The sequence below is a fragment of the Ruegeria sp. CDSB013 genome (genome assembly GCF_059611165.1).
The window spans coordinates 53422-78653 of record NZ_JBXWPA010000016.1; the positions used below are offsets into that span (position 1 = coordinate 53422).

The 25232-nt window shown below is 56.0% G+C and carries 28 protein-coding genes and 1 tRNA gene; 10 read left to right on the forward strand and 19 right to left on the reverse strand.

Annotated features, from left to right (window positions below; genetic code table 11):
- Positions 1–25 precede the first annotated feature (25 nt).
- The 4 genes from AC2FJF_RS21615 to AC2FJF_RS21630 form a co-directional block, all read right to left on the reverse strand.
- Positions 26–769, reverse strand: coding sequence for a DUF4435 domain-containing protein (locus tag AC2FJF_RS21615; protein ID WP_496727134.1), 744 nt, complete (start codon positions 767–769; stop codon positions 26–28).
- Positions 770–771: 2 nt separating this feature from the next.
- Positions 772–1923 (reverse strand): AAA family ATPase, encoded by a 1152-nt coding sequence (locus AC2FJF_RS21620; protein WP_496727135.1) that lies wholly within the window; start codon positions 1921–1923, stop codon positions 772–774.
- A gap of 140 nt (positions 1924–2063) precedes the next feature.
- Complete coding sequence (locus AC2FJF_RS21625; protein WP_496727136.1) at positions 2064–2450, reverse strand: hypothetical protein; 387 nt, start codon at positions 2448–2450, stop codon at positions 2064–2066.
- On the reverse strand, positions 2447–2587 hold the full coding sequence (locus AC2FJF_RS21630) for a hypothetical protein (RefSeq protein ID WP_496727137.1): 141 nt from the start codon (positions 2585–2587) through the stop codon (positions 2447–2449). The genes AC2FJF_RS21625 and AC2FJF_RS21630 overlap by 4 nt, the downstream gene beginning before the upstream one ends.
- 25 nt (positions 2588–2612) lie before the next feature.
- On the opposite strand from AC2FJF_RS21630, the gene AC2FJF_RS21635 reads away from it, so the two are divergent.
- Positions 2613–2852 (forward strand): site-specific integrase, encoded by a 240-nt coding sequence (locus AC2FJF_RS21635; RefSeq protein ID WP_496727182.1) that lies wholly within the window; start codon positions 2613–2615, stop codon positions 2850–2852.
- Between the two features lie 174 nt (positions 2853–3026).
- Here AC2FJF_RS21635 and AC2FJF_RS21640 read toward each other — a convergent pair whose 3' ends face one another.
- Positions 3027–4331 (reverse strand): P-loop NTPase family protein, encoded by a 1305-nt coding sequence (locus AC2FJF_RS21640; protein WP_496727138.1) that lies wholly within the window; start codon positions 4329–4331, stop codon positions 3027–3029.
- A gap of 352 nt (positions 4332–4683) precedes the next feature.
- Positions 4684–4769, reverse strand: a tRNA-Leu gene (locus AC2FJF_RS21645).
- A gap of 146 nt (positions 4770–4915) precedes the next feature.
- On the opposite strand from AC2FJF_RS21645, the gene AC2FJF_RS21650 reads away from it, so the two are divergent.
- Positions 4916–5494, forward strand: a complete 579-nt coding sequence (locus tag AC2FJF_RS21650) for a YqaA family protein (protein ID WP_058278010.1) — start codon at positions 4916–4918, stop codon at positions 5492–5494.
- Complete coding sequence (locus AC2FJF_RS21655; RefSeq protein ID WP_058278011.1) at positions 5491–5955, forward strand: disulfide bond formation protein B; 465 nt, start codon at positions 5491–5493, stop codon at positions 5953–5955. The genes AC2FJF_RS21650 and AC2FJF_RS21655 overlap by 4 nt, the downstream gene beginning before the upstream one ends.
- Positions 5956–5961: 6 nt before the next feature.
- Here AC2FJF_RS21655 and AC2FJF_RS21660 read toward each other — a convergent pair whose 3' ends face one another.
- Positions 5962–6546 carry an HNH endonuclease gene (locus AC2FJF_RS21660; RefSeq protein WP_058278012.1) on the reverse strand — a complete coding sequence of 195 codons (585 nt, stop codon included), beginning with the start codon at positions 6544–6546 and terminating at the stop codon, positions 5962–5964.
- A 213-nt stretch (positions 6547–6759) separates the two neighbouring features.
- On the opposite strand from AC2FJF_RS21660, the gene AC2FJF_RS21665 reads away from it, so the two are divergent.
- Positions 6760–7365, forward strand: a complete 606-nt coding sequence (locus AC2FJF_RS21665) for an rRNA large subunit pseudouridine synthase E (protein ID WP_496727183.1) — start codon at positions 6760–6762, stop codon at positions 7363–7365.
- A 31-nt stretch (positions 7366–7396) separates the two neighbouring features.
- Complete coding sequence (locus AC2FJF_RS21670; protein WP_496727139.1) at positions 7397–7822, forward strand: VOC family protein; 426 nt, start codon at positions 7397–7399, stop codon at positions 7820–7822.
- Positions 7823–7826: 4 nt separating this feature from the next.
- On the opposite strand, the gene AC2FJF_RS21675 is transcribed toward AC2FJF_RS21670, so the two are convergent.
- The 4 genes from AC2FJF_RS21675 to AC2FJF_RS21690 are packed head-to-tail and all read right to left on the reverse strand — an operon-like array spanning position 7827 to position 9923.
- Positions 7827–8129 carry a putative quinol monooxygenase gene (locus AC2FJF_RS21675; RefSeq protein ID WP_496727140.1) on the reverse strand — a complete coding sequence of 101 codons (303 nt, stop codon included), beginning with the start codon at positions 8127–8129 and terminating at the stop codon, positions 7827–7829.
- Entirely contained in the window at positions 8123–8626 is a 504-nt protein-coding gene (locus AC2FJF_RS21680) for a GNAT family N-acetyltransferase (RefSeq protein ID WP_496727141.1), read from the reverse strand. The genes AC2FJF_RS21675 and AC2FJF_RS21680 overlap by 7 nt, the downstream gene beginning before the upstream one ends.
- A gap of 2 nt (positions 8627–8628) precedes the next feature.
- Entirely contained in the window at positions 8629–9294 is a 666-nt protein-coding gene (locus AC2FJF_RS21685) for an alpha/beta hydrolase (protein WP_496727142.1), read from the reverse strand.
- Positions 9291–9923, reverse strand: a complete 633-nt coding sequence (locus tag AC2FJF_RS21690) for a DNA-3-methyladenine glycosylase family protein (protein ID WP_496727143.1) — start codon at positions 9921–9923, stop codon at positions 9291–9293. The genes AC2FJF_RS21685 and AC2FJF_RS21690 overlap by 4 nt, the downstream gene beginning before the upstream one ends.
- A gap of 97 nt (positions 9924–10020) precedes the next feature.
- On the opposite strand from AC2FJF_RS21690, the gene AC2FJF_RS21695 reads away from it, so the two are divergent.
- Complete coding sequence (locus tag AC2FJF_RS21695) at positions 10021–11238, forward strand: MFS transporter (protein WP_496727185.1); 1218 nt, start codon at positions 10021–10023, stop codon at positions 11236–11238.
- Here AC2FJF_RS21695 and AC2FJF_RS21700 read toward each other — a convergent pair.
- Positions 11235–11651 carry a MarR family winged helix-turn-helix transcriptional regulator gene (locus tag AC2FJF_RS21700; protein WP_496727144.1) on the reverse strand — a complete coding sequence of 139 codons (417 nt, stop codon included), beginning with the start codon at positions 11649–11651 and terminating at the stop codon, positions 11235–11237. The two genes, AC2FJF_RS21695 and AC2FJF_RS21700, sit on opposite strands and share 4 nt — an antisense overlap.
- A 91-nt stretch (positions 11652–11742) precedes the next feature.
- On the opposite strand from AC2FJF_RS21700, the gene AC2FJF_RS21705 reads away from it, so the two are divergent.
- Entirely contained in the window at positions 11743–12333 is a 591-nt protein-coding gene (locus tag AC2FJF_RS21705; protein ID WP_496727145.1) for a YceI family protein, read from the forward strand.
- Here AC2FJF_RS21705 and AC2FJF_RS21710 read toward each other — a convergent pair whose 3' ends face one another.
- Genes AC2FJF_RS21710 through AC2FJF_RS21725 form a run of 4 tightly spaced genes read right to left on the reverse strand, consistent with a single transcriptional unit; the run spans position 12334 to position 16361 of the window.
- Complete coding sequence (locus tag AC2FJF_RS21710; RefSeq protein WP_496727146.1) at positions 12334–13116, reverse strand: squalene/phytoene synthase family protein; 783 nt, start codon at positions 13114–13116, stop codon at positions 12334–12336.
- Positions 13113–14747 (reverse strand): citramalate synthase, encoded by a 1635-nt coding sequence (gene cimA, locus AC2FJF_RS21715; RefSeq protein ID WP_496727147.1) that lies wholly within the window; start codon positions 14745–14747, stop codon positions 13113–13115. Before cimA ends, AC2FJF_RS21710 begins: the two co-directional genes overlap by 4 nt.
- Complete coding sequence (gene cysS, locus AC2FJF_RS21720) at positions 14747–16144, reverse strand: cysteine--tRNA ligase (protein WP_496727148.1); 1398 nt, start codon at positions 16142–16144, stop codon at positions 14747–14749. The genes cimA and cysS overlap by 1 nt, the downstream gene beginning before the upstream one ends.
- A gap of 10 nt (positions 16145–16154) precedes the next feature.
- Positions 16155–16361, reverse strand: coding sequence for a hypothetical protein (locus AC2FJF_RS21725; RefSeq protein ID WP_496727149.1), 207 nt, complete (start codon positions 16359–16361; stop codon positions 16155–16157).
- On the opposite strand from AC2FJF_RS21725, the gene AC2FJF_RS21730 reads away from it, so the two are divergent.
- Together AC2FJF_RS21730 and AC2FJF_RS21735 are read left to right on the forward strand one after the other, a co-directional pair.
- Positions 16360–16704 carry an MmcQ/YjbR family DNA-binding protein gene (locus AC2FJF_RS21730; protein ID WP_496727150.1) on the forward strand — a complete coding sequence of 115 codons (345 nt, stop codon included), beginning with the start codon at positions 16360–16362 and terminating at the stop codon, positions 16702–16704. The genes AC2FJF_RS21725 and AC2FJF_RS21730 overlap by 2 nt on opposite strands.
- Positions 16705–16762: 58 nt before the next feature.
- Complete coding sequence (locus tag AC2FJF_RS21735; RefSeq protein ID WP_496727151.1) at positions 16763–17950, forward strand: pyridoxal phosphate-dependent aminotransferase; 1188 nt, start codon at positions 16763–16765, stop codon at positions 17948–17950.
- Positions 17951–17956: 6 nt separating this feature from the next.
- On the opposite strand, the gene AC2FJF_RS21740 is transcribed toward AC2FJF_RS21735, so the two are convergent.
- Positions 17957–18475 (reverse strand): outer membrane protein, encoded by a 519-nt coding sequence (locus AC2FJF_RS21740; protein ID WP_496727152.1) that lies wholly within the window; start codon positions 18473–18475, stop codon positions 17957–17959.
- A 417-nt stretch (positions 18476–18892) separates the two neighbouring features.
- Here AC2FJF_RS21740 and AC2FJF_RS21745 point away from each other — a divergent pair, with 417 nt between their 5' ends.
- Positions 18893–20437: a trimethylamine methyltransferase family protein gene (locus AC2FJF_RS21745; RefSeq protein ID WP_496727153.1), complete on the forward strand. Its 1545-nt coding sequence runs from the start codon at positions 18893–18895 to the stop codon at positions 20435–20437.
- 54 nt (positions 20438–20491) lie between these two features.
- Here the strand turns inward: AC2FJF_RS21745 and AC2FJF_RS21750 are convergent, their stop codons facing one another.
- Both AC2FJF_RS21750 and AC2FJF_RS21755 read right to left on the reverse strand, forming a co-directional pair.
- The gene (locus AC2FJF_RS21750; protein WP_496727154.1) at positions 20492–20737 is read right to left on the reverse strand and encodes an EF-hand domain-containing protein; all 246 of its coding nucleotides are present in this window, start codon (positions 20735–20737) and stop codon (positions 20492–20494) included.
- A 544-nt stretch (positions 20738–21281) separates the two neighbouring features.
- Entirely contained in the window at positions 21282–24902 is a 3621-nt protein-coding gene (locus AC2FJF_RS21755) for a vitamin B12-dependent ribonucleotide reductase (protein ID WP_496727155.1), read from the reverse strand.
- Between the last annotated feature and the right edge of the window lie 330 nt (positions 24903–25232).

Here is a 25232-nt window from a genome sequence, read left to right on the forward strand (position 1 = left end):
GCGGTTCATAAAGTTATTTTCCGCCTCACCGGATCTTTTCAAAAACCTCGTCCCTTATTCGCTTGAAGTACTGCCCTTGAACTGCCGCGGAGGATTCAAGATATGATAAATGATGGTGCTTGTTTACTCGACCTTTCCGAGCCAATTGACGCATCACCACTTGAAGGTATGACTTACCCCTCACGTAGCGCGCCTTGTCCGAACTCACCACACTATGTAGTTCGCTTAATTGCCCACCATCATTAAGTGAAGTCGTTAGGTCCGGTTTTTCATTATCAAGAACCAAGCCAACGAATTTTTTTACTTCACTCCCGCGTTCTCCCCTCCGAACCTTGTCGAGTTCAATGCAAAACCAACCCGCAAAATAATTGAGTTCGTCGTTGAATTTGGCCTCTTCATCAATAGTCATTAAACTTTCGGGCGGATTGTCCCGCAACAAATCGTTTTCGATTGAATATCCATCAGTTGTGATCAAATCACCACCGGATACATTCTCCGGAACCCCGTCGAAAACCCAAAAGTCCTTGTCGCAAACGAAAACACAACGTCTCTGAGCTGGATCTTCTCTCAAACGATCACGCAGTTCTAGGAGTTTACTCCTACCACCGGTTGGTACAAGTGCAACCATATCAACAGTGGAATTTATCAAGTCCTTTTCGAGAATTCGGAATGCAACAATATCATCCTTGCCTTCGACAACGATACTAATTGAATTTGACTTCTTGATTGATGAAAACAACTCATCCACAGTCGGCTCTGGAATCGGCATTTTTATTCGAAGCCTTCACCAAAGTCGTCACCGCGGCTCTCATCAATATCGATACAAATTTCCTTGTCAGGGTATTTTGAGTAAATAAAGGGGGAATGAGTTGCTATTATGAACTGGTTTGTAGAATTTTGCTCCAAAAGTGTTGGAAATAAATTCCGTTGCCAGTCGACGTGAAGGCTAAGCTCAGGTTCATCAATGAAAGTAATGCAATTCTCTTTGAAAGCGTTATAACAAACAAAACTCAACATCTGCTTTTCGCCTGCAGAAAGATGCTCAGAGCTTATGGCCTCGGCGGCGTCACCAAAACTTAGTCGAGAGCCGAACTGGATGCCTGAGTGACGCAAAAGTCTAACCGCAGTTTTCTGAACGGCAGTCATTGGTGCCATTATCGCGGATCTCTGAGCTTCCATGCTCTCAATCTTCGCCCTAACCCCTTCGATGACCTGACGGGCGCTGTCTATATCGCTTTGTCCGGAACTAGCCGACTGCGAAGCTTCGATTTCGTACCCACGGATAGACTCGATAACTTCGCTGGTGACTGCCCTTTGCAGCTTATTATATCTTTCTGAAAGGTCAGCATAATTTTTCAACAGCAACGCTTCGATATCGACGGTAGAAATAGAGCTAACAAATGTATTCTCAGAATTCGACAGGTTCTTTGAAAGAGCCGACATAGCCTCTTCGAGGTCACTATTTGCCTGGGCACGAAGTCTGTGCCTCGCCCTCTTTCTTACTGAGGTTGAGAAACCTCCCTCGATTCGCCGAAAAGTTGGAAAGAAAAGGCTTGTAGCCTTATCCACCAAGGCAGACGATAGTTGGTCTCGAGCGTCAGATTCGACAAATCCGTCCTCTTCATACTGGTCTTCGAATTCCGTCCTACCGTTCTCATCTATCAGCAACGCAGTACATGTATTCTCCGAATGCCGCTTGATTGCGAGAGTAAAATCTTCGGTTTCCAATACAGCCGTTTCGAATTGAATTTCCGATATGGCATGGTGAATCGATCCACTGACCAAGTACCAACAAAGCTTTAAGAAGGTAGTCTTTCCTGCGCCATTTCGGCCGGTGACAATATTCAAGTCATCGTTAAAATGGACCTTCATGACACCTTTTCGACCGAGGAGTCCATTCACTTCGATTGTATTTATTTTCATTTAACAACGCTCTTAACGGTAGCATTACGATAGTGTCAGGAAGCAGGTAATCTCAAAGTTGACTACAGCTAATAATAGCGAGATTCAAGATGTTGTACTGCGGCAAAATCCACCAGCCAAGTCTGAACTTAACCCGCCAATCAAAGTTTTGCGAGGATCTCGCGCACCCGGTCAATCGACAGGTCGATACCATGTGCAATCTCTTTGACGGAACAGCCCTCGTCGGCCATCTCTCTGATCCTGCGATTTCGGGCGGCGCGTACAAGAAACCTGCAGTTTGAAGGCTGTAAAATCATCCCGGAAAAGGCACTCACAAGTTTGTTCGCATCATTCCACCCCAGAACATGAACAAGGGGATGATCAACCGAGGGAAGGCTCTTTGGCACATAGAAACACTTGCGCCAGGCACGAGACCCCGACTGCGGCAATGAACCGATCAAATGCAACGCTTGGTCCCGGCCGATGACTTCGGCAATCTCAGCGACACTGTCAGGCAGCGGGGGCACCAGTTCTGCCGCCATCGTCATGTCAGCACCACATCGACGCCTTGCGCAGCAAGGATCGCTTTTTTCAAGTTGAACACGTCGGTCGCATGACCCTTGCGGTCCTCGATCACCTGAACGCCCAGCGCGTGATCGACATAAACAAAGTCAGCCCGGTACATACTGTCTAAGAACCTGAATGAACCTCTGGGCTATGATGCGGTCGAAAAAGCCTTCCGTGCCTGGCGCAGGGATCTTGGCTCTAAAGCCAAGCCGTACGTTCTGCACGGATTGCGCAAACTGGCCATTATCCGACTGGCCGAAGCTGGATGTTCAGACGCCGAAATTCAGGCCGTGACGAACCAGAGCGCGGAAATGGTCGCGTACTACCGGCGGAAAGCTGACCGGAGAAGACTATCAAAGTCCGCCCAGACACGACGACTTTGATTAAAGATTGGCACCTACGAGCCCTGACCTGCCCTTGCCAGGTGATCGGGTAGCTGCGGATGCATAAGGCCGCTCGCAGCCAAAAGCGGACTATCTTGCCGGTCACGACGCTCATTGAGGGCCGTTCTCGACGGGAACCGTAAGGAACGATGACCTTGCTATGCTTTCAAAAACTCACGTTTGCGACATTGGAGAAGGTAGTTCTTCAGCGAATTCTGCGAGATCACAATTTTTTAAGAAAAAGAAGAATGTAGAATCAATAGCGAATAGACGGCGCTTGCTTTGGTCATAATCGATAAGAGGGGGGTTAATTCCCTTCTTGTGCTGCGTGCCACTTAAGTTATGCAATAGATTGGTCATATCGCTAGCGCGTACATCATCTTTTCTGTGATGGATACCTTTGATCTTGTCAGTAATTACCGACCTGTCGACGCCTTGCTCAAGCCCATCATATCCAAGTTCGAGTATCACTTGCACAAGGTAGAAAGGCAGGTGTAGCGGTTGGAGAGCTTTATCTTTGGAATGTGTTACGTTTCCGGATGCAATTAGCTCCAATGCCTGCCTGTGTGTAGTGCCATACTGATCAGATTTTTCTTGGATCGCTTTCTTGACGAAGCCTTCGTCGTAAACTCCAAATACGGTTTCGCCACGCTCTCTTAGACCGCCCGCTTCGCACGCTTCCCGCATTAGCTCTTGAAAAACACCTATACTGCCGAAGGAGTTCCCGACACAAATGTTAACTATCTCGGGGCCTAGTTCAGCGTTCAGCTCTTCAGCGCCCAGAGCTGCAACTTCTAGAAAATCACTGTTTTCCCAAGGCTCAACAGGGACATCGATAACTCGATCCGTCAGGTCTGAACAGTAAATTCGAAGCTTATCTTTCTGTCTCCAGACACCTAAAATTACGAAAAGAATGCCCATCTCTTGATAGAGACGGAGGTCGAAGGAAATCTGTCTCTGAAGACCTTCATCCAGATAGTGGAAGTTTTCCAGAATGACCTTCTTGTTGAATCCCACTTTGTGAAGCAGTTCGGACACATCCTGAGGCAAAGAGATGCTAAATGGAATAGCTTCGCTCTGTATGGATTCCCGCTGAGAAGCCTCACCCGAAGCACCTCCATTCAGCTCTGCTTCGCCAAATACCGGAATCTTTGCCTTGAATTTAGCTCCCGTTTTCCCGCCAATTTTCTCCACGTTTTCAGAGGCCGAGCCTGTCTCAATCGAAACACCGGCCTGCCGTAGAATACTCGCATAGATATCTTCCACCGTGGTCTTTGGTGCCAGCCTTACGACAATATTTTCGTCATAAGAAAGATATCGTGACACCAGCGCTGTTTTACCCTGTTTCGAGGCTCCATAAACCACCACATGTTTATCTGAAACTATTGCGTCTTTGAACTGTCCGTCGATCTGGGGCCTTGGGAAATATGACCTTACAGCGTTAGAGCTTACACCAAAGACTTCGTTTAGCTTCACCATGCCTATACTCCTGAAAAAACGTATTTTTATTGTGGGCAGGTAACCCTAGTCGCAAGTGGCTTGCAAGTGAGGATTATGCAACTAAGGAAATGTGGTGCTAGCACAGGCTTTCAATCTAGGATTGCACATCAAGTGCCAAAACGAGATGTTTGGCTATTCGAGAACAAAAGGAGATTCGAATGGCTGTAGAAAAATTTCCTTAGAAACAGTGATTCACAACTGATACAGCCAATGTCTGCCGTAGGAACAGAACAGGACCAGAACGTGAAACTGTGAGTAAGCACTGTGAGTAACGGGGAAACCCAAAAAGAAAAAACAGAGAGCAGGTTTCCCTAACCCTCTGTTTTTACTTTGGTACCCAAGGCCGGACTCGAACCGGCACGGTATCACTACCGGGGGATTTTGAATCCCCTGCGTCTACCATTCCGCCACTTGGGCCACGAACACTGGATTAGCGCTCATAATCGGGAAGGTCCAGAGGCAAAAAACAACCGATATTCAGTTTGTTTTCTTCAGGCACGGTTGACGGCCCATCAGGCGCATGGTTTGGCTGACGCAACAAAGGAACGGGATTTTAGCATCTGATGTTGCGATCGCTCTATGACTGGACCATTCGTCTGGCCGAACACCCGCACGCGCTTTGGGCTCTGGCCATTGTGGCATTTGTCGAAAGCTCGTTCTTTCCGATTCCCCCGGACGTTCTGATGATTCCCATGATTCTTGCGCGCCCGTCGCGTGCATGGCTGATCGCGACAGTTGCCCTGGTGGCGTCGGTGCTGGGGGGCATGCTGGGATATGCTATTGGCGCGTTCTTCTATGAAAGCATCGGCCAACCCATCCTCGAATCCATGGGCAAGGCGCATGCGATGGAAGAGTTCAACACCAAGTTCAACGATTTCGGATTCTGGGCCGTGCTGGGCGCAGGGATTACCCCATTCCCGTATAAGGTAATCACCATCATGTCCGGTTGGACGGGCATGCCGCTGGGCACATTCATCGCCACGTCGATTCTGGCCCGCGCGCTCAGGTTCTTTGTTGTTGCCGGGCTGCTTTGGGGCTTTGGTGAACCCATTCGCAACTTCATCGAAAAGCGTCTGGGGCTTATGTTCACTCTGTTTGTCATCCTGCTGTTCGGTGGGTTCTTAGCGGTGAAGTTCTTATGACACGCAAAAAACTGTTGATCCTGATAGCGGCTGGCGGTTCCGCTGCACTCTTGCTGGGCGCGTGGGCGTTTCAACACCTGGGCGGCATGGCCCCGTGCAAAATGTGCATCTGGCAACGCTATCCCCACGGCGCGGCCGTTCTGATTGGCGTGTTGGCCTTTGCCTTTCCGGGCATCCGCCCCCTGCCCCTTTTGGGTGCAGTTGCTGCGATGGTGACTGCCGGGATTGGCATGTACCACGCAGGTGTCGAGCAGAAATGGTGGGAAGGTCCAACCAGCTGCACGTCGGGTGATATTGGCGGGTTGTCCGCTGAAGAATTGATGGATCAGATCATGTCCGCGCCACTTGTGCGCTGTGATGATATCCCGTGGGAGATGTTCGGCCTGTCGATGGCCGGGTGGAACGCTCTGCTATCTGCGGGCCTAGTTTTGGTCTGGCTGGCCGCGTTCCGTGCGAAATAAGCGTTACTACGCGTCCAGTTCGGCATCCCAATACAGAAAGTCGATCCAACTGTCATGCAGGTGGTTCGGGGGGAACTTGCGTCCGATGTTTCGCAGTGCCTCGGCATCTGGCTGACGCGGCGGTTTGCGCAGCGACATGCCCGCCTGCCGCAGCGACTTCGATCCCTTCCTCAGGTTGCAGGGGCTGCACGCCGCCACAACGTTCTGCCAACTGGTCACACCCCCGGCAGCCCGCGGAACAACATGGTCAAAGGTCAGGTTGTCCCGGCTTCCACAATACTGGCAGCGGAACTCGTCCCTTAAAAATAAATTAAAGCGCGTGAAGGCCACGCGCTTTCTGGGTTTTACATAGTCTTTCAGGACAACGACCGACGGTATTCGGATCTCGGTACTTGGGCTTCGGACGACCTCGTCGTATTCGGCCACAATGTCCACCCTGTCCAGCCAGGCCGCCTTGATCGCTTCTTGCCAGGGCCACAGGGATAAGGGGTAATAGGACAAGGGGCGATAATCGGCGTTCAAAACCAATGCCGGATGGTGCTTTAGGGCACCCGGTTCCCTGACAAATTCGGTCCTGAATTCTCCGTCCATATCGGAATCGCTCCTCGCTCTGCTCTGCCCGTTATTGACACCAGAGCGGGGAACACCCGCCCCGGCCTTAACTTAACTATATATCGTGTTAAAACTCTGACAAGCCCTGAGTTTCCACAACATCTCGGGTATTGGGTATGCCGAATCCGTAACAGAGGCATGACAGTTATCCACAGGTTGCATTCGCTGTGCCCGGCGGGCTATGGCGAGATCATGAGCTGGTTCATACGATTCAACAAACCCTTCGATGTTTTGCCGCAGTTTACCGACCGTGCAAACGCCGACTCGCCGCGCAGCACTTTGTCGGATTTTATCGACCTGCCCGGTGTGTATCCGGCTGGACGTCTGGATCGCGACAGCGAGGGCCTGATGCTGCTGACCGACAACGGTCGGCTGCAGGCGCAAATATCGGACCCAAAGCACAAGATGCCCAAGACCTATTGGGTTCAGGTCGAAGGTCTGCCCGATGCTACTGCGCTGAAAGCGCTGCGCGACGGGGTCGATCTGAAGGACGGTAAAACGCGCCCGGCCAAGGCCCGGTTGATGGATGAGCCCGAAGGCCTGTGGCCACGAAACCCACCTATCCGCGTCCGCCAGACTATACCGGACAGCTGGATTGAGCTGACCTTGCGCGAAGGCCGCAACCGGCAGGTTCGACGTATGACGGCAGCGGTCGGTCATCCCACCCTGCGCCTGATCCGCGCCCGGATCGGGGACTGGACGCTAGAGGGGTTGGCGCCCGGCCAATGGGACAGCTTGACAGCCCCTACATTAGATTCCGCGCCGCAACGTAAACGGGACCGCCGACCGCGCAGGTGACAAAAACGTCCTTTTGTAATAGACTTAAGGCATGAAAGTCACCCGAAGCACACCATCCCCAGAGGGTATCCTTGAGGCCGCGCTTTATGTTGGCGATCTGGACGCGGCCGAACGATTCTATGGTGAAATACTGGCGTTAGAATGTATCCAACGCGTCGCGAACCGACATGTATTTTTCCGCGTCGGCGGATCGGTGTTGTTGCTGTTCAACGCAGATGAGACGGCAAAGCCGCCGGAGAATCCGAAGCTTCCCGTCCCGCCGCATGGCGCACGCGGTCCCGGTCACGTCTGCATGACTTTATCGCGGACAGAGATAGACGAAATGCGCAAGCATCTGCTGGAGTGGAACATCCCCATAGACGCCGAGTTCGATTGGCCAAGCGGGGCACGATCGCTGTATGTTCGGGACCCCGCCGGAAACTCGGTGGAATTCGCTGAAGGTCACCTGTGGAACTGATCACTTAGCGCAGCGGTTGCTTTTCTCCCCCGACAATCCGGTAGATGTCGCTCGAAACAACGCCCACTTCGCCCAGAACAGCCTGAAACTCGGCCATATGCGGGGCTGCAAAATGCGCCTCGAGCGCGGCCTGATCCTGCCATTCTTCATAAACACGGAACTTGTTAGATTGCCCGAGTATCTGGCTGAATTCATAGATCAGGCAGCCGGGCTCTTTCACAGTCTCGGCGACCATTTTCTGTGCCGCCTCAATGGCTTTGCCGACGCCATCTGTCGAGACTTCAACCGTTCCGGTGACAATCAGCATGTCGTATCCTTCTTCAATTCAAACCGTTTCGAAACCCTGTCGACCGGCGTTCCGTCTTGCAGAGAAACAGCATATGTGACCGAGTAGTCGCGGAAACCCATCTTGTCGTAATAGCTAAGCCCCTGCCGGTTGTCGGCGCGGATGGTCGCGTTGAGCGCACGGAACCCAACGGCTGCGGCATAGGTCGTGGTTTCCGAGAACAACGCCCGCCCTGCCCCTTTCAACACCGGCTCTCGCCGGGTGAAGGTTGCGATATCCGCGCAATCTTCTGGCAAGTCCTCATTGGTGCCTAACCATTGAAATCCGGCCACCTCACCCTGTTCATCCAGGGCAACGTGGCAACAGATTTTGTCTGCGCCATTCAGGTAGACTTGAGCAAACAGCGCCTCGGAAAACGGTGTTTCAAACGCGGTCGTCCCGCCGATAGCAATGATTTCGTTGAGAATTTGGCAGGCAACTGCCACGTCCTCAGGCATCATGGGACGAACCGCGATCATGGCTACAGGCTCAGCTTGTCGCGCATGAAGGCAAGCGCGACACTAAGACCGTCGGGGGCAATCCCGTGGCCGGTGCCCTTCATGACATGCGCGTAAACTTCTTTGAAATCTGCGGCCTGCAACGCTTCGGCAGCTTCGGGCAACGACTGTGGCGGAACGACGTCGTCGGCATCGCCATGCACCAGAAGGATGGGCATCCGGCTGACGGTTTCGTCGGGCAGCAGATCCGGTTCCAACAACCGGCCCGAGAAGGCAACGACCCCAGCCACCGGGTCTTCGCGGCGCGGGGCGACGTACAGGCTCATCATCGTACCTTGCGAGAACCCAAACAGAACCACCTGTTCGGGCAGCACATCTTCATCCACCATCAGGGCATCAAGGAAGGCGTTGAAATCCTCAACGGCCATTTCCATGCCACGGCGTGCTTCTTCTTCGGATGAGCCATCAATCCACGGGATCGGAAACCACTGATATCCGTTAGGCATTCCGGGGATCTGTTCCGGCGCATCGGGTGACACGAACAACGTGTCAGGCAGATGCTCACCCAACGGATCGGCCAACCCCAACAAATCGGCCCCATTGGCGCCATAGCCGTGCACGAACACCACGACCGAGCGTGTATCGCCCGAAACCGGCTCTTTTCGGAGCGCATTCAAAACCCGTGTCATCTGATCCCTTCTCGTTCTTTTGCCACCCGGTAATAGGCCCACAAAACCCGCGCCGCAACCGACCGCCAGGGCGACCATGCCTCGGCCATCTGGCGCAGCTGTTTGTCGGTAGGCCGGTCGGGCAAATCATATAAGATGCGCGCGGCCTCTTGCAGCGCCAGATCGCCCGGCGCGATCACGTCGGCACGACCCAAAGAGAACATCGCATAAATCTCGGCCGTCCAGACGCCAATACCCGACACCTCGGTCAGGATCGCCACCACGTCTTCGTTTGAAACGTCCCGCAAGGCTTTGTAGTCAATGCGCGCCTCAGCCAAAGCGCGGGCATACCGGATTTTTTGGCGGCTCAACCCAACTGCACGCAGATCATCGTCGGTGGCCCACATGATTTTACGCGGGCCGGTCAGTTTCGCATCCTTCAACCGGTTCCAGATCGCATTGGCCGAGGCCACGCTCACCTGCTGGCTGACTATGGCGCTAAGCAGTTGCGCAAACCCGTCCGGGCGACGGCGCAAGGGCAACGGACCGGTCTGTTCCATCGCATAGGCCATGCGCGGGCAGCTTTCGGCCAGCCATGTCGCGCCTTCTTCCACACAGTCGGGTGTTTCTATGATCCGTCCAACGGACATGTGCTCTCCGGCCTCGATGATCGACTGCACGTTAGGCCGCTTTGCCGCAGATGCAACCCGCTTGTGCACAATCGTTTTCGCCATTACGCATGTGCTCATGACCATGACCGCCACAACCCCGGACAACAGTCTGGCCAAACGCAATGTCGCCGTTCTGGTGGCTGCGCAGGCCCTGCTGGGCGCACAGATGCCGATGATCTTTATCGTCGGTGGGTTGGCCGGGCAGTCATTGGCGACCAATCCCTGCCTGGCGACTCTGCCCATATCTTTGATCGTGCTTGGCTCAATGCTGGCGGCGACGCCGATCTCGGCCATCATGCAACGGTGGGGTCGCCGGGCTGGATTTCTGGTCGGCGCGACGGCAGGTGCTTGCGGCGGGCTTGTCGGCGCTTATGGCTTGTTTCTGGGATCATTCCCTGTGTTTCTTGCTGGCAGCCTGCTGACCGGCATCTACATGAGCGCGCACGGTTTCTACCGCTTTGCCGCCGCTGACACCGCATCGGACGATTTCCGTCCCAAAGCGATTTCCTATGTCATGGCGGGCGGTCTGGCAGCGGCAATCATCGGGCCTCAGATCGTCAAACTGACCTCGACCGCGTATGTCATCCCTTTTCTCGGTACGTATATCGCTGTCATCGCAGTGAACGTCATTGGCTCGGCCCTGTTCTTTTTTCTCGACATCCCGACCCCGCCCAAACCTGCCGCTGATGCCCCCAAAGGTCGGTCCCGGATCGAGCTTCTGAAAACGCCGCGTATTGCGGTTGCAATCATCTGCGCCATGGTGTCCTACGCGCTGATGAACCTTGTGATGACGTCGACACCGCTGGCCGTCGTGGGCTGCGGGTTCAGCGCCAATGACGCGGCGGATGTCGTCACCAGCCACGTGTTGGCGATGTACATTCCCAGCTTTTTCACCGGACAGTTGATCGCACGTTTTGGGGTCGAACGGATCGTGGCACTGGGCCTACTCATTCTTGCCGCGGCCGGAGTGGTTGCTTTACAGGGCGTTGAGCTGGGTAATTTCTTTGTCGCGCTGATCCTGCTGGGCATCGGCTGGAACTTTGGTTTTATCGGCGCAACCACCATGTTGGCTGAATCTCATGACGTCAGCGAGCGCGGACGCATGCAGGGGTTGAACGACTTGCTGGTGTTTGGTGGCGTCACGTTTGCCTCACTGGCTTCCGGTGGGCTGATGAACTGTTCTGGCGGCTCTCCGATTGAAGGTTGGACCGCGGTGAACGTCGCGATGATCCCCCTTCTGACTTTGGCGGGCGGCGCGCTTTTGTGGCTGACGATGCGGCCCCGAACGGCCTAATCGTTAATGTTCAGTATCGGTGCAAAGGCACCTAATCTCTGTGCCTCGGCGATCCCCTCATCAATGTGCATGCGGTAGATATCCCACATCTGCCGTCTCAGGGTACGGCCTTTTTCGGTAATGCGCAGGATTTTTCCCCGTCCGTCCCCCGCTGCAGCATGGCGCGTCAACAATCCGTCCTCCGCCATCCGTGCGACCTGACGGGAAAAGCTGGACTGATCAAACAGCAGCTGTTGCTCCAGCTGTTTAGGTCGCAGGCCGTCTGGTGCTCGTTCCAACTCCCACAACACGTCATACCAGTGCAGCCGTGGATATCCCGCTGCCACCAGCGCGCGCTCAGCCCGGGAAAAGATCCGGGTGCGTGTCTGGTTCAGAGCGATCCAGGCCGCCTCTCGTTCTTCAAATCCGCCCATCACGCCTCCGCGAGGATTGTGGTTTTCCTTTGCTCATCAATTTAGATGCATTTACATGTTAATTATCAACCCTGCAAATCAGAGAAATGTCATGAAGCTGTTTACCGCATCTGCCCTCGTCTTGGCACTGGCCACACCAGTCCTTGCCGAAACCTATCACTTTGATCAAAGTCACACCGAAATCCGGTTCTACTACAACCACGCGGGACTGACCGAACAATCCGGCGAATGGACCGCCGTATCCGGCACGGTCGAGTTTGACCCTGAAAATGTCACCGCAACCAGCGCGGATATCACAATCGACGCCTCAAGTGTCGAAACCGGTTGGGGGCCGCTCAACGATCACCTCAAAAGCGGTGACTTCTTCGATGTCGAAGCTTACCCAAACATCAAATTCGTCTCGACCTCGGCGGTGCAAACCGGTGCAAGCACCCTGCAAATGATCGGTGATTTGACAATCAAGGATCAGACCAAGCCCGCAACGCTTGAGATCGACCTGACCTTCATGGGCGAACATCCCCTGGCCGGATTTTTCGATTATTACAAAGGTGACTGGGTTGGCGTCGAAGCTGCTGGCCAGCTTTTACGCAGCGAATACGGCGTCGGGATGTTTGCCCCGGGAACGTCAGACTTGGTGCAGCTGAAAATCTCGGCCGAAATGCGCGCCGGCGGCTGGGAATAACTACCAGCGCCCCGTTGCCGCCTGGACCATCAGCGACAGGCGGCGGCGGATTTCACCCGGCCCAAGGGCTCCAGAGGCGACCCTGTCCGGGCGCGCAATGACCTGTTTTAGAACCAATTCAGTTTGCCAACCGGCATGAAACGCGGCAGCAGCTTTTGCCGAAACCGAGTGTCGTTGAGTACGTGCCTGTTTCAAACGCCCGTACGCTTTTTCAGCCAGACGTTGAACACCCGCAGGCGTTCCATCCAGCAGCGGAATTCGCCCACGCGCTTCCAGATCCGGAATGGCGCGCAACCAATTGGCGACCCCAACGGCATAGCCAAAGTCCCGCACGACATCCTCATCCGCCGACCCCAGCGCTTGTGCCGCTACCACCGTGAGCGTGCCCGCGCTGTGGTTTATGTACGCGTCGAAATGATCTTCGTCCTCGAACGGGTCGCGATAGATATCCCAACGCCTTACGGCCACATATTCATCCATCATCGACGCAAGATGAGGGGACAAGACACGCGACAGCGGCGTAACGATCTCATGCCGACGCACGGTTGGACCTTCGGCAATCTCTTGCAAAGCATCGCGCCACCATTGCAGGCGCATCTCGGCAATCATCGGCTCTTGCGTCACCCAGGGTGCCCGGGCGACCTCGATATTTAACGCATAGATCGGAAACAACACCGCCCTGGCGGACACTGGTGCCGCCATGGCCGCCATGAACCGGTCGGGATCGGCCCGATGCAACAGCGCGGCACAGGCCTTGACGTCATCGTCAAAAGGCGCACTCACTCGGCGACTGCCGACTGTGGGCCGCAATCACGCACCAGTTTCCATTGGATCGCGTCCAGCAACGCCTCGAACGAGGCGTCGACTATGTTCGCGCTGACGCCAACGGTGGACCACCGGCGCCCCTGCCCGTCTTCACTATCGATGATGACGCGGGTCACGGCCTCGGTGCCGCCCTGCGTGATACGTACCTTGAAGTCGACCAAGTGCATATCATCCAATATCCGCGAATACTGCCCCAGATCCTTGGCCAGCGCCTTGGCCAGCGCGTTCACCGGACCGCGGTCACCGCCGGACCCATCCAGAGACTCGCTGACCGACAGCTTCTTTTCACCATCGACCTTCACCACAACAACCGCCTCGGACAGGCTGACCATCTTGTTGTACTTATTCTTGCGCCGTTCAACGGTCACCTTGTACCGCTTTACCTCAAAGAATTGAGGCAGTTGACCCAGTTCGTCCCGCGCCAGCAGCTCAAAGCTGGCCTGCGCGGTGTCGTAGGAATAACCTTCCGCCTCACGCAACTTGATCCGTTCGAGGATACGGCCCAGGGCCGGGTCACCGGGTTCGACCGACAAACCGGCCTCGATCAAGCGCTGGCGCAGGTTCGACTGCCCCGCCTGGTTCGACATCGGAATGATCCGTGTGTTCCCAACCGACGCCGGATCCACATGTTCATAGGTCGTCGGGTCCTTAAGGATCGCGCTGGCATGCAGCCCAGCCTTGTGCGCAAAAGCCGACGCCCCGACATAGGCTGATTGCTTGCTGGGCACCCGGTTCAGGATCTCGTCCAGCATGCGGCTGACGCGAGTCAGACCCGCCAGGGCCTCGACACTGACGCCGATGTGAAAGTTCGATGAATAAGGTTCTTTTAGCAGCAGCGTCGGGATCAAAGAGGTCAGGTTCGCATTTCCGCAACGCTCTCCCAATCCGTTCAAGGTTCCCTGAACCTGCCGCGCGCCCGCATCGACAGCCGCCAAAGAACAGGCCACTGCATTTTCCGTATCGTTGTGGGTATGGATACCCAACCGGTCCCCCGGCAGGCCCGCCGCGACCATCTCGGACACAATCCGCGACACTTCCGCAGGCAAAGCCCCGCCATTGGTGTCGCACAAAACAACCCAGCGCGCACCGGCATCCATCGCGGCCCGGCAGACCTCAAGCGCATAGGTTGGATTGTCCTTGTAGCCATCAAAGAAATGCTCGGCATCAAACAGCGCCTCGCGCCCCTGCGCTACGATATGTGCAACAGAGGCACGGACGTTCTCGACATTCTCCTCAAGCGAGATGCCAAGCGCATGGGTCACGTGGTAATCGTGCGACTTACCCACCAGACAGACCGCCCGCGTGCCCGCGTTCATCACCGCCGCCAAAACATCGTCATTCTCAGCCGACCGGCCCGACCGTTTGGTCATCCCAAAGGCCGTCAAGCAGGCTGACGTTGTGGGAGCCGCATCAAAAAACGCGCTGTCCGTCGGGTTCGCCCCCGGCCAGCCGCCCTCGATATAGTCCACGCCCAACTCGTCCAGAGCCTGCGCGATCTGCGCCTTCTCAGCGGTCGAGAACTGCACACCCTGTGTCTGCTGCCCGTCGCGCAGAGTGGTGTCGTAGAGGTAGAGGCGTTCTTTAGTCATCATACGCCCTCCAGCTTGGCCGCATCGAACCCGGTGCCCGGAACCAGTTCGACCCCGTCCTTACTCATGCGTACTTCCAGCCCTGCTGCAACATAGGCCGCTTTCAGACGGTCAACCTCCGAGAAGTCCTTGTTCTGCATTGCACTCGCGCGGGCATCGGCCAACCGATCTGCGTGAGACGACAGGTCCACCGACGCTGTGTCAGCCCATGCTCCCATTTCTGACAACAATAGGCCCAGCACCTGTGCGCTCGCCAACAATCCCGCCGCATCACCATCTGCAGCCAAACGGTGCAACTCTGTGAGCGCGCCCGCAGTGTTCAGGTCATCGCTGAGTGCAGCGACCACAGCAGGCGCAGCGCTGGCGGCGGGCTCGATGCCCGCTGTCAGCGCCCGCCATTTGCGCAGCGTCGCCTCAGCCTCACGCGCCTTTTTCTCGGTCCAATCCATCGGCTTGCGATAATGCGTCTGCAGGAAGACTAACCGGATCACCTCGCCCGGCACGCCCTGCTCCAGCAAGTCATGTACGGTGAAGAAGTTGCCCAGCGATTTGGACATCTTCTTGCCTTCCACCTGCAACATCTCATTATGCAACCAGTACCGCGCGAACTCACCGTGCGGATGGGCGCATTTGCTCTGCGCGATCTCATTTTCATGATGCGGGAACATCAGGTCGTTTCCGCCGCCGTGAATATCAAAGCTCTCACCCAGCAGCTCATAGCTCATGGCCGAGCATTCGATGTGCCACCCCGGACGACCGCGACCCCAAGGCGAGTCCCACCCCGGCAACTCATCGGTCGAGGGCTTCCACAGCACGAAATCCATCGGGTTCCGCTTGTAAGGCGCAACCTCAACCCGGGCACCGGCAATCATGTCATCCACCGACCGACCAGACAAAGCGCCGTAGTGCTCCTTCCAGCTGTCAACCGCGAATAGAACGTGCCCTTCGGCTGCGTAGGCGTGACCCTTCGCGATCAAATCCTCAATCATCGCAACCATTTGCGCGATGTACTGAGTCGCACGCGGCATCTCGTCGGGCTCAAGCGCGCCCAACGCACCCATGTCGTGCAGATACCAGCCGATGGTTTCATCCGACCGCTCCTGCACCAACTGCTCCAGCGTGCCCTCAGCACCCGCCTTCTGGCGTGCCAGCGCGGTTGCGTTAATCTTATCATCCACGTCGGTGAAATTGCGCACATAGGTCACGTGATCCGCGCCGTAGACATGGCGCAGCAATCGATAGAGCACGTCAAAAACCACCACGGGCCGCGCGTTGCCCAGATGGGCGCGATCATAGACCGTAGGTCCGCAGACATACATCCGCACGTTATCGGCACTGATCGGAACGAAATCTTCTTTCGCCCGTGTCCGTGTGTTGTGCAGTTTGATTGTCGTCATCGGTCGGCTCCTAAAGACAGCAAATGCTTGCGCTTGGCGCGGGCTTAGCAACTTGTCTCAGGGATGAAAACGAAAGAAACCGGCCCGCTTGATAAATCAGCAGGTAATGCAGCAGATAATGATGCAGGTCATACGGTTCATGTCCTCCCCCTAGCATGGACAACGCGTTCAGCCAAGACTTGAGTTCAATCTCAAGGTGGCGCACCTTTTCGGCCATGAGCCGAGAATTTGTCAATTCCATCTGCCGCACGTTTCCAGGCGCTGACCTTTCCGACCCTTGGGGCGGAGGCCATGATGCCTGGAAGGTTGGCGGCAAGATGTTTGCCTGCATCGGCACCGCCAACGATGGCGTGTCCGTCAAAACGCCTGATATCGAGACAGCTCAGATGCTGATCGAAGCAGGCGTCGGTACCAAAGCCCCCTATTTTCATCACAGCTGGATCCGCCTGCCGTTTGGCTGTGACGAGGATGAGATGCGTCATCGGCTGGCCACATCCTACGATCTGGTGCGGTCTTCCCTGACGAAAAAAGTGCAGTCCACTTTACCCCCACGAAGCTGATTGACATTTTCCAATGCCTCTGGCCCATTCTGCGCTGAAGACAAGATCGGAGCGTGCCATGAAACTGTCGCAGCGTATCACTCATCTGACCGGAGGTGGCAGTGATGGGTGGGATGTATTTTACCGCGCGCGCCGGATGATCAGCGAAGGGCACGTCATTACTGAACTCACCATTGGTGAGCATGACATTCGCACGCACCCGACCATTCTGGATGCCATGGATCTATCGGCACGTCAGGGAAACACCGGCTACGCTGTGGTGCCCGGGTCTGATTTGCTGCGCGATACTGTTGCCGCGCGCATTCAGGGCCGCACTGCTCAGAAGACAAGCCGAAACAACGTGTTGATCACCCCGGGCGGCCAATCTGCCCTTTTTGCTGCCCACGTGGCGGTGTGCGATCCCGGTGATGTCGGTCTGTATCTCGATCCCTATTACGCGACATACCCCGGCACGATCCGGGGCGCCGGTGCGACAGCCCGGGCCATCCAGACCACCGCCGAGGATGCATTCCAGCCGCGCGCGCAGCAGATCGATGCGGCGGCAGATGGTGCGGTTTCGCTATTGATCAACAGCCCGAACAACCCCACTGGCGTCGTATATTCGCGCGAGACACTGAACGGTATCGCAGGTGTCTGCCGTGACCGCGACCTGTGGCTGATCTCAGATGAAGTTTACGACACGCAGGTCTGGGAAGGTGAGCATATCTCACCACGTACCCTGCCCGGAATGGCCGAGCGTACCTTGGTCGTTGGTTCGATGTCCAAGTCACACGCGATGACCGGGTCCCGATGCGGTTGGGTGGTCGGCCCTGAAGAGGTGATCACCCATCTCATCAATCTGGCAACGCACACAACTTACGGCGTGCCCGGGTTCATTCAGGACGCCGCCAGTTTTGCTTTGAGCGCGGGTCATGATCTTGAAGAGGAAATCGCTGCCCCGTTCCGGCGTCGTCGCGCATTGGCGGTCGACATTATGGCTCAACAAAACATCGTCGGCCTGGTGCCCGCGCAGGGTGCGATGTACCTGATGCTGGACATTCGGGCCACCGGGATGAGCGGCGAGGACTTTGCCAACGCGCTGCTAGACACTCACGCAATTGCTGTCATGCCGGGTGAAAGTTTTGGCGAGGCGGCGGCAGGTCACGTGCGCGTTGCTATGACAATTGACGACGACCGCTTTGCCGCAGCACTCAGAACGATCTGCGAATTCGCAACCGGCTTGGCGGAAAGTCACGCGGCGGAATAGACGGCCTTAAAACCGGAAGGTTGTACGCAGGTTGAACACGTTGGCGTCAATATCGCCCTGGCTTCGTGTGACGTCGTTAAAATTCTGTCGCAAGGCCTCACCACTGATGACGAAATTGTCGCCGATGGGATAGGCAATTCCGATGCCGTACACTGCAGCGGTGTCATTTTCCGGTGACGCATCCAATCGGGCCGCGCCCACGACGACATAGCCCAAGGCCGGTCCGAAATCATAACCACCGCGCAACTTAAGGCGGGTCAGACTGTCCACGCTGCCTTCACCCTGCCCCAGATCAAGCGAGAGCCGGTTGTACTCCAACTCACCGCCAAGAACGAAATTACCGAAGTCATGATCATAACCGACAAGCGGGCCAAAAGTCGTGTCGTTTCCGCCAGAGCTATTTGGGCCATCAACATCCGCATAGCCAAAGCTGAAGCCCGCATACGCCCCTGTCCAATCCTCTGCATATACCGGTGCAATGCCGATTGTCAGGCAAGTGGTCATGAGGGCCATCAGGGCTTTCATCAACCTCTCCAAAATTCCTTGTAGCGCGCCCACCAAACGATAGGCTTCATCACATAAAACTTGGTCTGCAATCGTTAAAAATCCATTGAGATCACGGACCACTCTTAAATAAGTGATAGAAGCTTAACAGAATTTCCCACATTCGGGAAAAAACTTTACCCCACGGCAAGAACGTGATGCCGACAGGGCACAACACTTCGTTTTTGGCCCCTCAGGTCGCAAACAGGACAGATTGTGCACCCTCGTATTGAGAGAGTTCACATCACCAAATGAGGACCCGCATGCAAAGTGACGTTTGGAAGATTCGCCTGATCAGCCGTACCATTGGTGCGGATCGTGGGCGTGCCGCACGGGGGCGGCCGGTTGTGGTCTGAGTACACTAACCCTGAACGTACTTTTTCGACCGGACCTTAAATTATGAACGAACAAACCCGAAATTCATCGCGCAGCGGCGGGCGTGCCGCGCGCCGTGCAGCCCGTGCCACAGCGCTGCCCGAACATCTGCGTCCGATTCGCCCCGGCATGGAGGGCGGAACGCTGAAAGTGCTGACCCCGGCGCAGATCGAGCGTATTCACCAAGCCGCGCTGACCGCGCTGGAAACCATTGGTCTGGCGGACGCCCCACAAAGCGGGATCGACTATCTTGTCGGCGCTGGCTGTATCTTAGGTGACGACGGGCGTATCCGCTTCCCGCGCGCTTTGGTGGAAGACACAATCGCCAAGGCCAATCGCTCGGTCACTTTGCATTCCCGGGACGGCAATTCCGATCTGGAACTATCGGGCAACCGCGTCCACTTTGGCACCGCCGGGGCGGCCGTCAGCATGGTTGATGTGCACGGGCAGGAATATCGGGATTCGACCCTTCAAGACCTGCACGACGCGTCCCGAATCTGTGAACAACTTGAAAACATTCACTTTGTTCAGCGCCCAATGGTGTGCCGCGACATTGCGGACAACCTTGAGATGGATTTGAACACGGTCTACGCCACCACATCCGGCACGTTCAAACATATCGGCACGTCCTTCACCGAACCCAGCCATGTTGCCCCTGCGATTGAGATGCTGCACATGATCGCTGGTGGCGAGGATAAGTGGCGAGAACGGCCCTTTATGTCGAACTCGAACTGCTTTGTAGTTCCGCCGATGAAATTCGCAACCGAAAGCTGCGAAGTCATGGAGGAATGCATCAAGGCGGGCATGCCCGTTCTGCTGCTATCGGCCGGAATGGCCGGAGCCACCGCGCCTTCGACAATCGCCGGTGCTATCGCGCAGGCCACCGCCGAATGCCTGGCCGGGTTGGTTTATGTAAACGCCGTAAGTCCCGGCGCCCCCGCGATTTTTGGCACCTGGCCCTTTGGCCTTGATCTGCGCACAGGTGCGATGTCCATCGGTTCCGGTGAACAGGCACTGCTGACCGCGGGCTGCGCCCAAATGCACCACTTCTACGACCTGCCGGGCGGCGCGGCCGCCGGTGCATCGGATGCGAAACTGCCCGACATGCAAGCCGGGTGGGAGCAGATGTGCTCGAACGTCATGGCCGGGCTTTCGGGTTTGAACATGGTGTATGAGTCCGCGGGCATGCATGCCTCGCTGCTGGGATTCTGCCACGAAAGCCTGATCCTCAGCGATGACCTTATCGGGCAAGCGCAACGCTGTGTACGTGGTATCGAAGTGACGGACGAAACGCTGGCACTGGATCAGATGGCCGAAGTCTGTATCGGCGGACCGGGTCACTATCTGGGAACCGATGCAACGCTGAGCCGCATGCAGGCGGACTATGTCTACCCGACTTTTGGCGACCGGTCGTCCCCGAAAGAATGGGTGGAAATTGGCAAACCCGATTTGATCGCAAAGGCCGTGAAACGGAAGGAAGAGATCCTTGCGACGCCGTCTCCGGCCAGATTCGATCCGCTTTTGGATGCCGAGTTACGCAGCAAATTCAACATTTACTTGCCCGCGTAACCCATTGAAATACGGCGGCCCGTGGGGGAACGGGCCGCCGATGTCGTCGCGATTTTAGCCGTTGCTGGGCGGCAGCAACCCTGCTTCCTGCGCGACGGCAATTTCATCTGCGTCCAGCGACCCGTCGCCGTTGGCGTCCATCGCCGAGAAACCATCGGCGTCAACCTCGGGCAGAACGGCCTGAACCTCTTCTATGGTCAGAACTCCGTCGCCGTTGGTGTCCGCCGAGGACTGCGCAGCAGCCATCGCCGGCAGGCCCAATACGAATGCGGAAATGATTGCCAGGTTTTGCGGTTTCATTGTGATGCCTCCTAAGTGGTATTGTCTGTGTTTTCGTCCGGACAGGCACCACAGACACCAAACCGATGAACGTCGTCACCCCAACGCGGCAACACGCCCTGTTTCGCGCCATTCTCCGCGTGTTTGTCCGAGTCGCATCTGCAATCAACCGCTGGGCGAAATGTACAATTCACGTTTCGGCGGTTCTTGCCCGATGCGCCTTTGCAGTTCCGGCAAGGCCCTGCCTAATTCACCGACTCGGAGGCGCAAAAAGAAAGGGGGCCGAAGCCCCCTGTCAGTTTCGCCATCCAGGCTCCATTCGTTGACCGCCCGGTGTTTTGTTTGCCTGCGGCCTGGACGTCGCATGGAACGAGCGCACCCGTCCCGTGAGAGAGTGGGAAAGAGCAAATATTCCGCCCCACCCTGTTCCCGGTCGACACGGGCATGTCGACCGAGTGGACCAAGGCGTATTTGGTAAGTCTCAACGCCTTGTTCCGTGTTCGTCGGGATCGGACATCCGAGGGGAAACCCTGATCCCTACACCCCGCCTGACGGGGCGTTTTCCTTAGCTACACCCGCTGGTCGCCCCGCAGGTGTTGCACTTCATGCAGGTGCCATTGCGCACCAGTGTGTAATTTCCGCATTCGCCGCAAGGATCGCCCTCGTACCCCTGCATCTTGGCCTTGGTCCGTGCGTCCATGCCCGTGGCAACGGCAGTTTCCGCAACCGGAGCTTCAAATTGCGCAGCCGGTTCTGCCATGCCGTTCACTTCCGGTTGGCCGCCGTTGAACACCACAAGATCCTGCGGCAGACGTTTGCGCAGGTAACCGGTCGAACTGATTTGCTTTAACACTTCCAAGGACTTGGACGCTGCGCTGTCACTGATCTCTGATACGTTGGACAGACCATCTTCTTCGCCTCGACCCAGATCATCAAATGTGGCACCTTCGGGTTTCACATGGGCAAGATCGGTACGGTCCAGATAGGACACCGCCAATTCGCGGAAGATGTAATCCAGGATCGACGTCGCGTTCTTGATCGAGTCATTGCCCTGCACCATCCCTGCCGGTTCGAACTTGGTGAAGGTAAAGGCGTCGACGAATTCTTCCAGCGGCACACCGTATTGCAGGCCAACCGACACTGCGATGGCAAAGTTGTTCATCATCGCCCGGAAGCCAGCGCCTTCCTTATGCATGTCGATGAAGATCTCGCCCAGCTTGCCGTCTTCGAACTCACCCGTCCGCAGATAGACCTTGTGGCCGCCCACGATCGCTTTCTGGGTATACCCTTTACGGCGATGCGGCAGTTTCTCACGATGGCTGCGGATGATTTCCTTGACGACAACCTTCTCAATAACCTTTTCAGCGAGAACGACGGCTTTTTCATGGGCCGTGCCGCTTTCCAGGACCTCTGCCGCCTCGTCATCATCCTCGACCAGTGCGGCTGCCAGCGGCTGCGACAGTTTCGAACCGTCACGATACAGTGCATTGGCCTTCACACCCAACGACCAGCTGAGTTCATAGGCTTTCTGGCAATCCTCGATGGTCGCGTCATTCGGCATGTTGATCGTTTTGCTGATCGCACCCGAGATGAAGCTTTGGGCCGCGGCCATCATGGTGATGTGGCTATCAACCCCAAGGAAACGCTTACCTTTCTTGCCGCACGGGTTGGCGCAGTCAAAGATCGAATAGTGCTCTTCCTTCAGGTGCGGCGCGCCTTCCAGTGTCATGGTTCCGCAAACGTGGTCGTTCGCCGCGTCGATATCCGCCTTGGTAAAGCCCAGATGGCGCAGCAGATCGAAGGTCGGATCATTTAGCTTGGTCGCCGGGATGCCCAGAACGCCGGTGCAGAAATCCTCGCCCAGTGTCCACTGGTTGAAGACGAACCGGATATCAAAGGCGCTTTCCAGTGCGGCATCCACCTTGGCCAGCTCATTTGGGCCAAACCCGTGACCGGTCAGCGAGGTGTGGTTGATCCCCGGCGCGTTGCCGATGGTGCCGTGACCAACCGCGTAACCCACGATCTCTTCAATCTGAGACGAGGAATAACCCTGCTTCTCCAGCGCCGACGGCACCGAGCGGTTGATAATCTTGAAGTAACCGCCACCCGCGAGCTTCTTGAACTTCACCAGAGCAAAGTCAGGCTCGATCCCGGTCGTGTCGCAATCCATGACCAGACCGATTGTACCGGTTGGTGCGATCACAGTGGCCTGCGCATTGCGGTAGCCGTTCTTTTCGCCGAGGCTCAGCGCTTCATCCCAAGCGGACATGGCAAGATCGATCAGACGCTTATCCGGGCAGTTGTCGTGATCTAGAGGCACCGGCTTGACCGCCAGTTTCTCATAACCCTCGGTCACACCCTGCGACGCACGGCGATGGTTACGGATAACGCGCAGCATGTGGTCGGCGTTGCGCTCATACCCTTTGAACGCACCCAGCTCACCTGCAATCTCGGCCGAGGTCGCATAGGCCACACCGGTCATGATCGCGGTCAGCGCGCCACAGATCGAACGCCCCTCGTCTGAGTCATAGCTGTAGCCCATGTTCATCAGAAGACCGCCAATATTGGCGTAACCCAGACCCAAGGTGCGGAAGTCATAGGACAGTTGCGCGATTTCCTTGGATGGGAACTGCGCCATCGTGACCGAGATTTCCAGCGTCAGGGTCCACAGGCGCGAAGCGTGCATGTAGTCCGCCGCCTGGAATTCACCATCCTTGAGGAAGGTCAGAAGGTTCATCGACGCCAGATTACAAGCCGTGTCATCGAGGAACATGTATTCCGAGCAAGGGTTCGAGCCGCGGATGGCTCCGTCTTCGGGGCAAGTGTGCCATTCGTTGACGGTGTCATGAAACTGGATACCCGGATCAGCACAGGCCCATGCCGCATGGCCGACTTTCTCCCACAGATCACGCGCCTTGACGGTCTTGGAAACCTTACCATCCGTCCGGTTGATCAGTTCCCAATCCGCATCTTTTTCAACTGCGGTCAGGAATGCGTTGGTCACACGGATCGAGTTGTTCGAGTTCTGGCCCGAGACCGAGCTGTAGGCTTCCGAATCCCAATCCGTATCGTAGGTCGGGAACTCGATGATATCGTGGCCCTGCTTTGCATAATCAAGCACGCGCTTGATATAAGTCTCGGGGATCGCAACCTTTTTGGCCTCGCGAACCGCTTTCTTCAAGCTGTCATTCTTGTTGGGATCATACGCATCGTCCTGCGCACCATCCCATGAGCGGATGGCCTCGAAAATGCCGTTCAGCATCTTCTCGTGCATCTTCGATCCGGCAACGATCGAGGCCACCTTCTGCTCTTCGATCACCTTCCATTCGATGAATTTCTCGATGTCAGGGTGATCGGCATCGACGATTACCATCTTTGCTGCTCGACGGGTTGTCCCGCCTGATTTGATCGCGCCAGCGGCGCGGTCGCCGATCTTGAGAAAGCCCATAAGGCCAGAAGACTTGCCGCCACCTGACAGTGCTTCGCCTTCTGCGCGCAAGTGGCTGAAATTGGTCCCGGTCCCCGAGCCGTATTTGAACAGGCGCGCCTCGCGCACCCATAGATCCATGATGCCGCCTTCGTTCACCAGATCATCATCAACGGACTGGATGAAGCATGCGTGCGGCTGCGGATGTTCGTAAGCGGATTTCGATTTGGTCAGCTTGCCGGTTTTGTAGTCGACATAGTGGTGACCCTGCGCAGGACCGTCGATTCCATAAGCCCAGTGCAGACCGGTGTTGAACCACTGCGGGCTGTTCGGCGCGGCGCGCTGTGTCGCCAGCATATAACGCATCTCGTCAAAGTAAGCGCGCGCATCTTCCTCGGTCGAGAAATAGCCACCTTTCCAGCCCCAATAAGCCCAGGCTCCTGCAAGGCGGTCAAAAACCTGCTTCGAAGACGTCTCACCATCAAATTCTGCGCCATCGGCGGGGACCGAACGCCACAGGAATTCGGGGACGTCTTTTTCCTTAACTTTCTTCAGCTTGGACGGGACGCCTGCTTTGCGGAAATACTTTTGCGCAATGACGTCGCTGGCAACCTGGCTCCAGCGCGTGGGCACTTCGATGTTGTCCAGGCGAAAAACGATGGTGCCATCCGGGTTTCGGATCTCAGACGTTGCTGAGACAAAGTCCAGTTCCGCATAAGCGTCCTGCCCCGGTTTCGTAAATTTCCTGTCAATCTTCATGTCCGCACGCCCTAGATTCAATCAACTTGTCTTTCAGCGTCAGGTCCTCAGACGCGGACCGATCGCCATGCCGTATAAAATTGGGCGCAATAGACCAGCCGCTGCATTCCGCAGCGCAAAACCGATCAAACGGTTGCACGTTACTATGATGTGCTTTCCGACCCTCGCCCTGTGCCCTATTCTGGTTTTGATACCAGATTTTGTGGCAACCCTTCCGGCCCATACAACTTGGCGTATCCACCCATAGATCGTCAACGCCATTTTTAGGTCATTTTTGATATCTTTTGTGTTGACCCATTTCTGACAACTTGCTTCGGGACACCCTGTTCT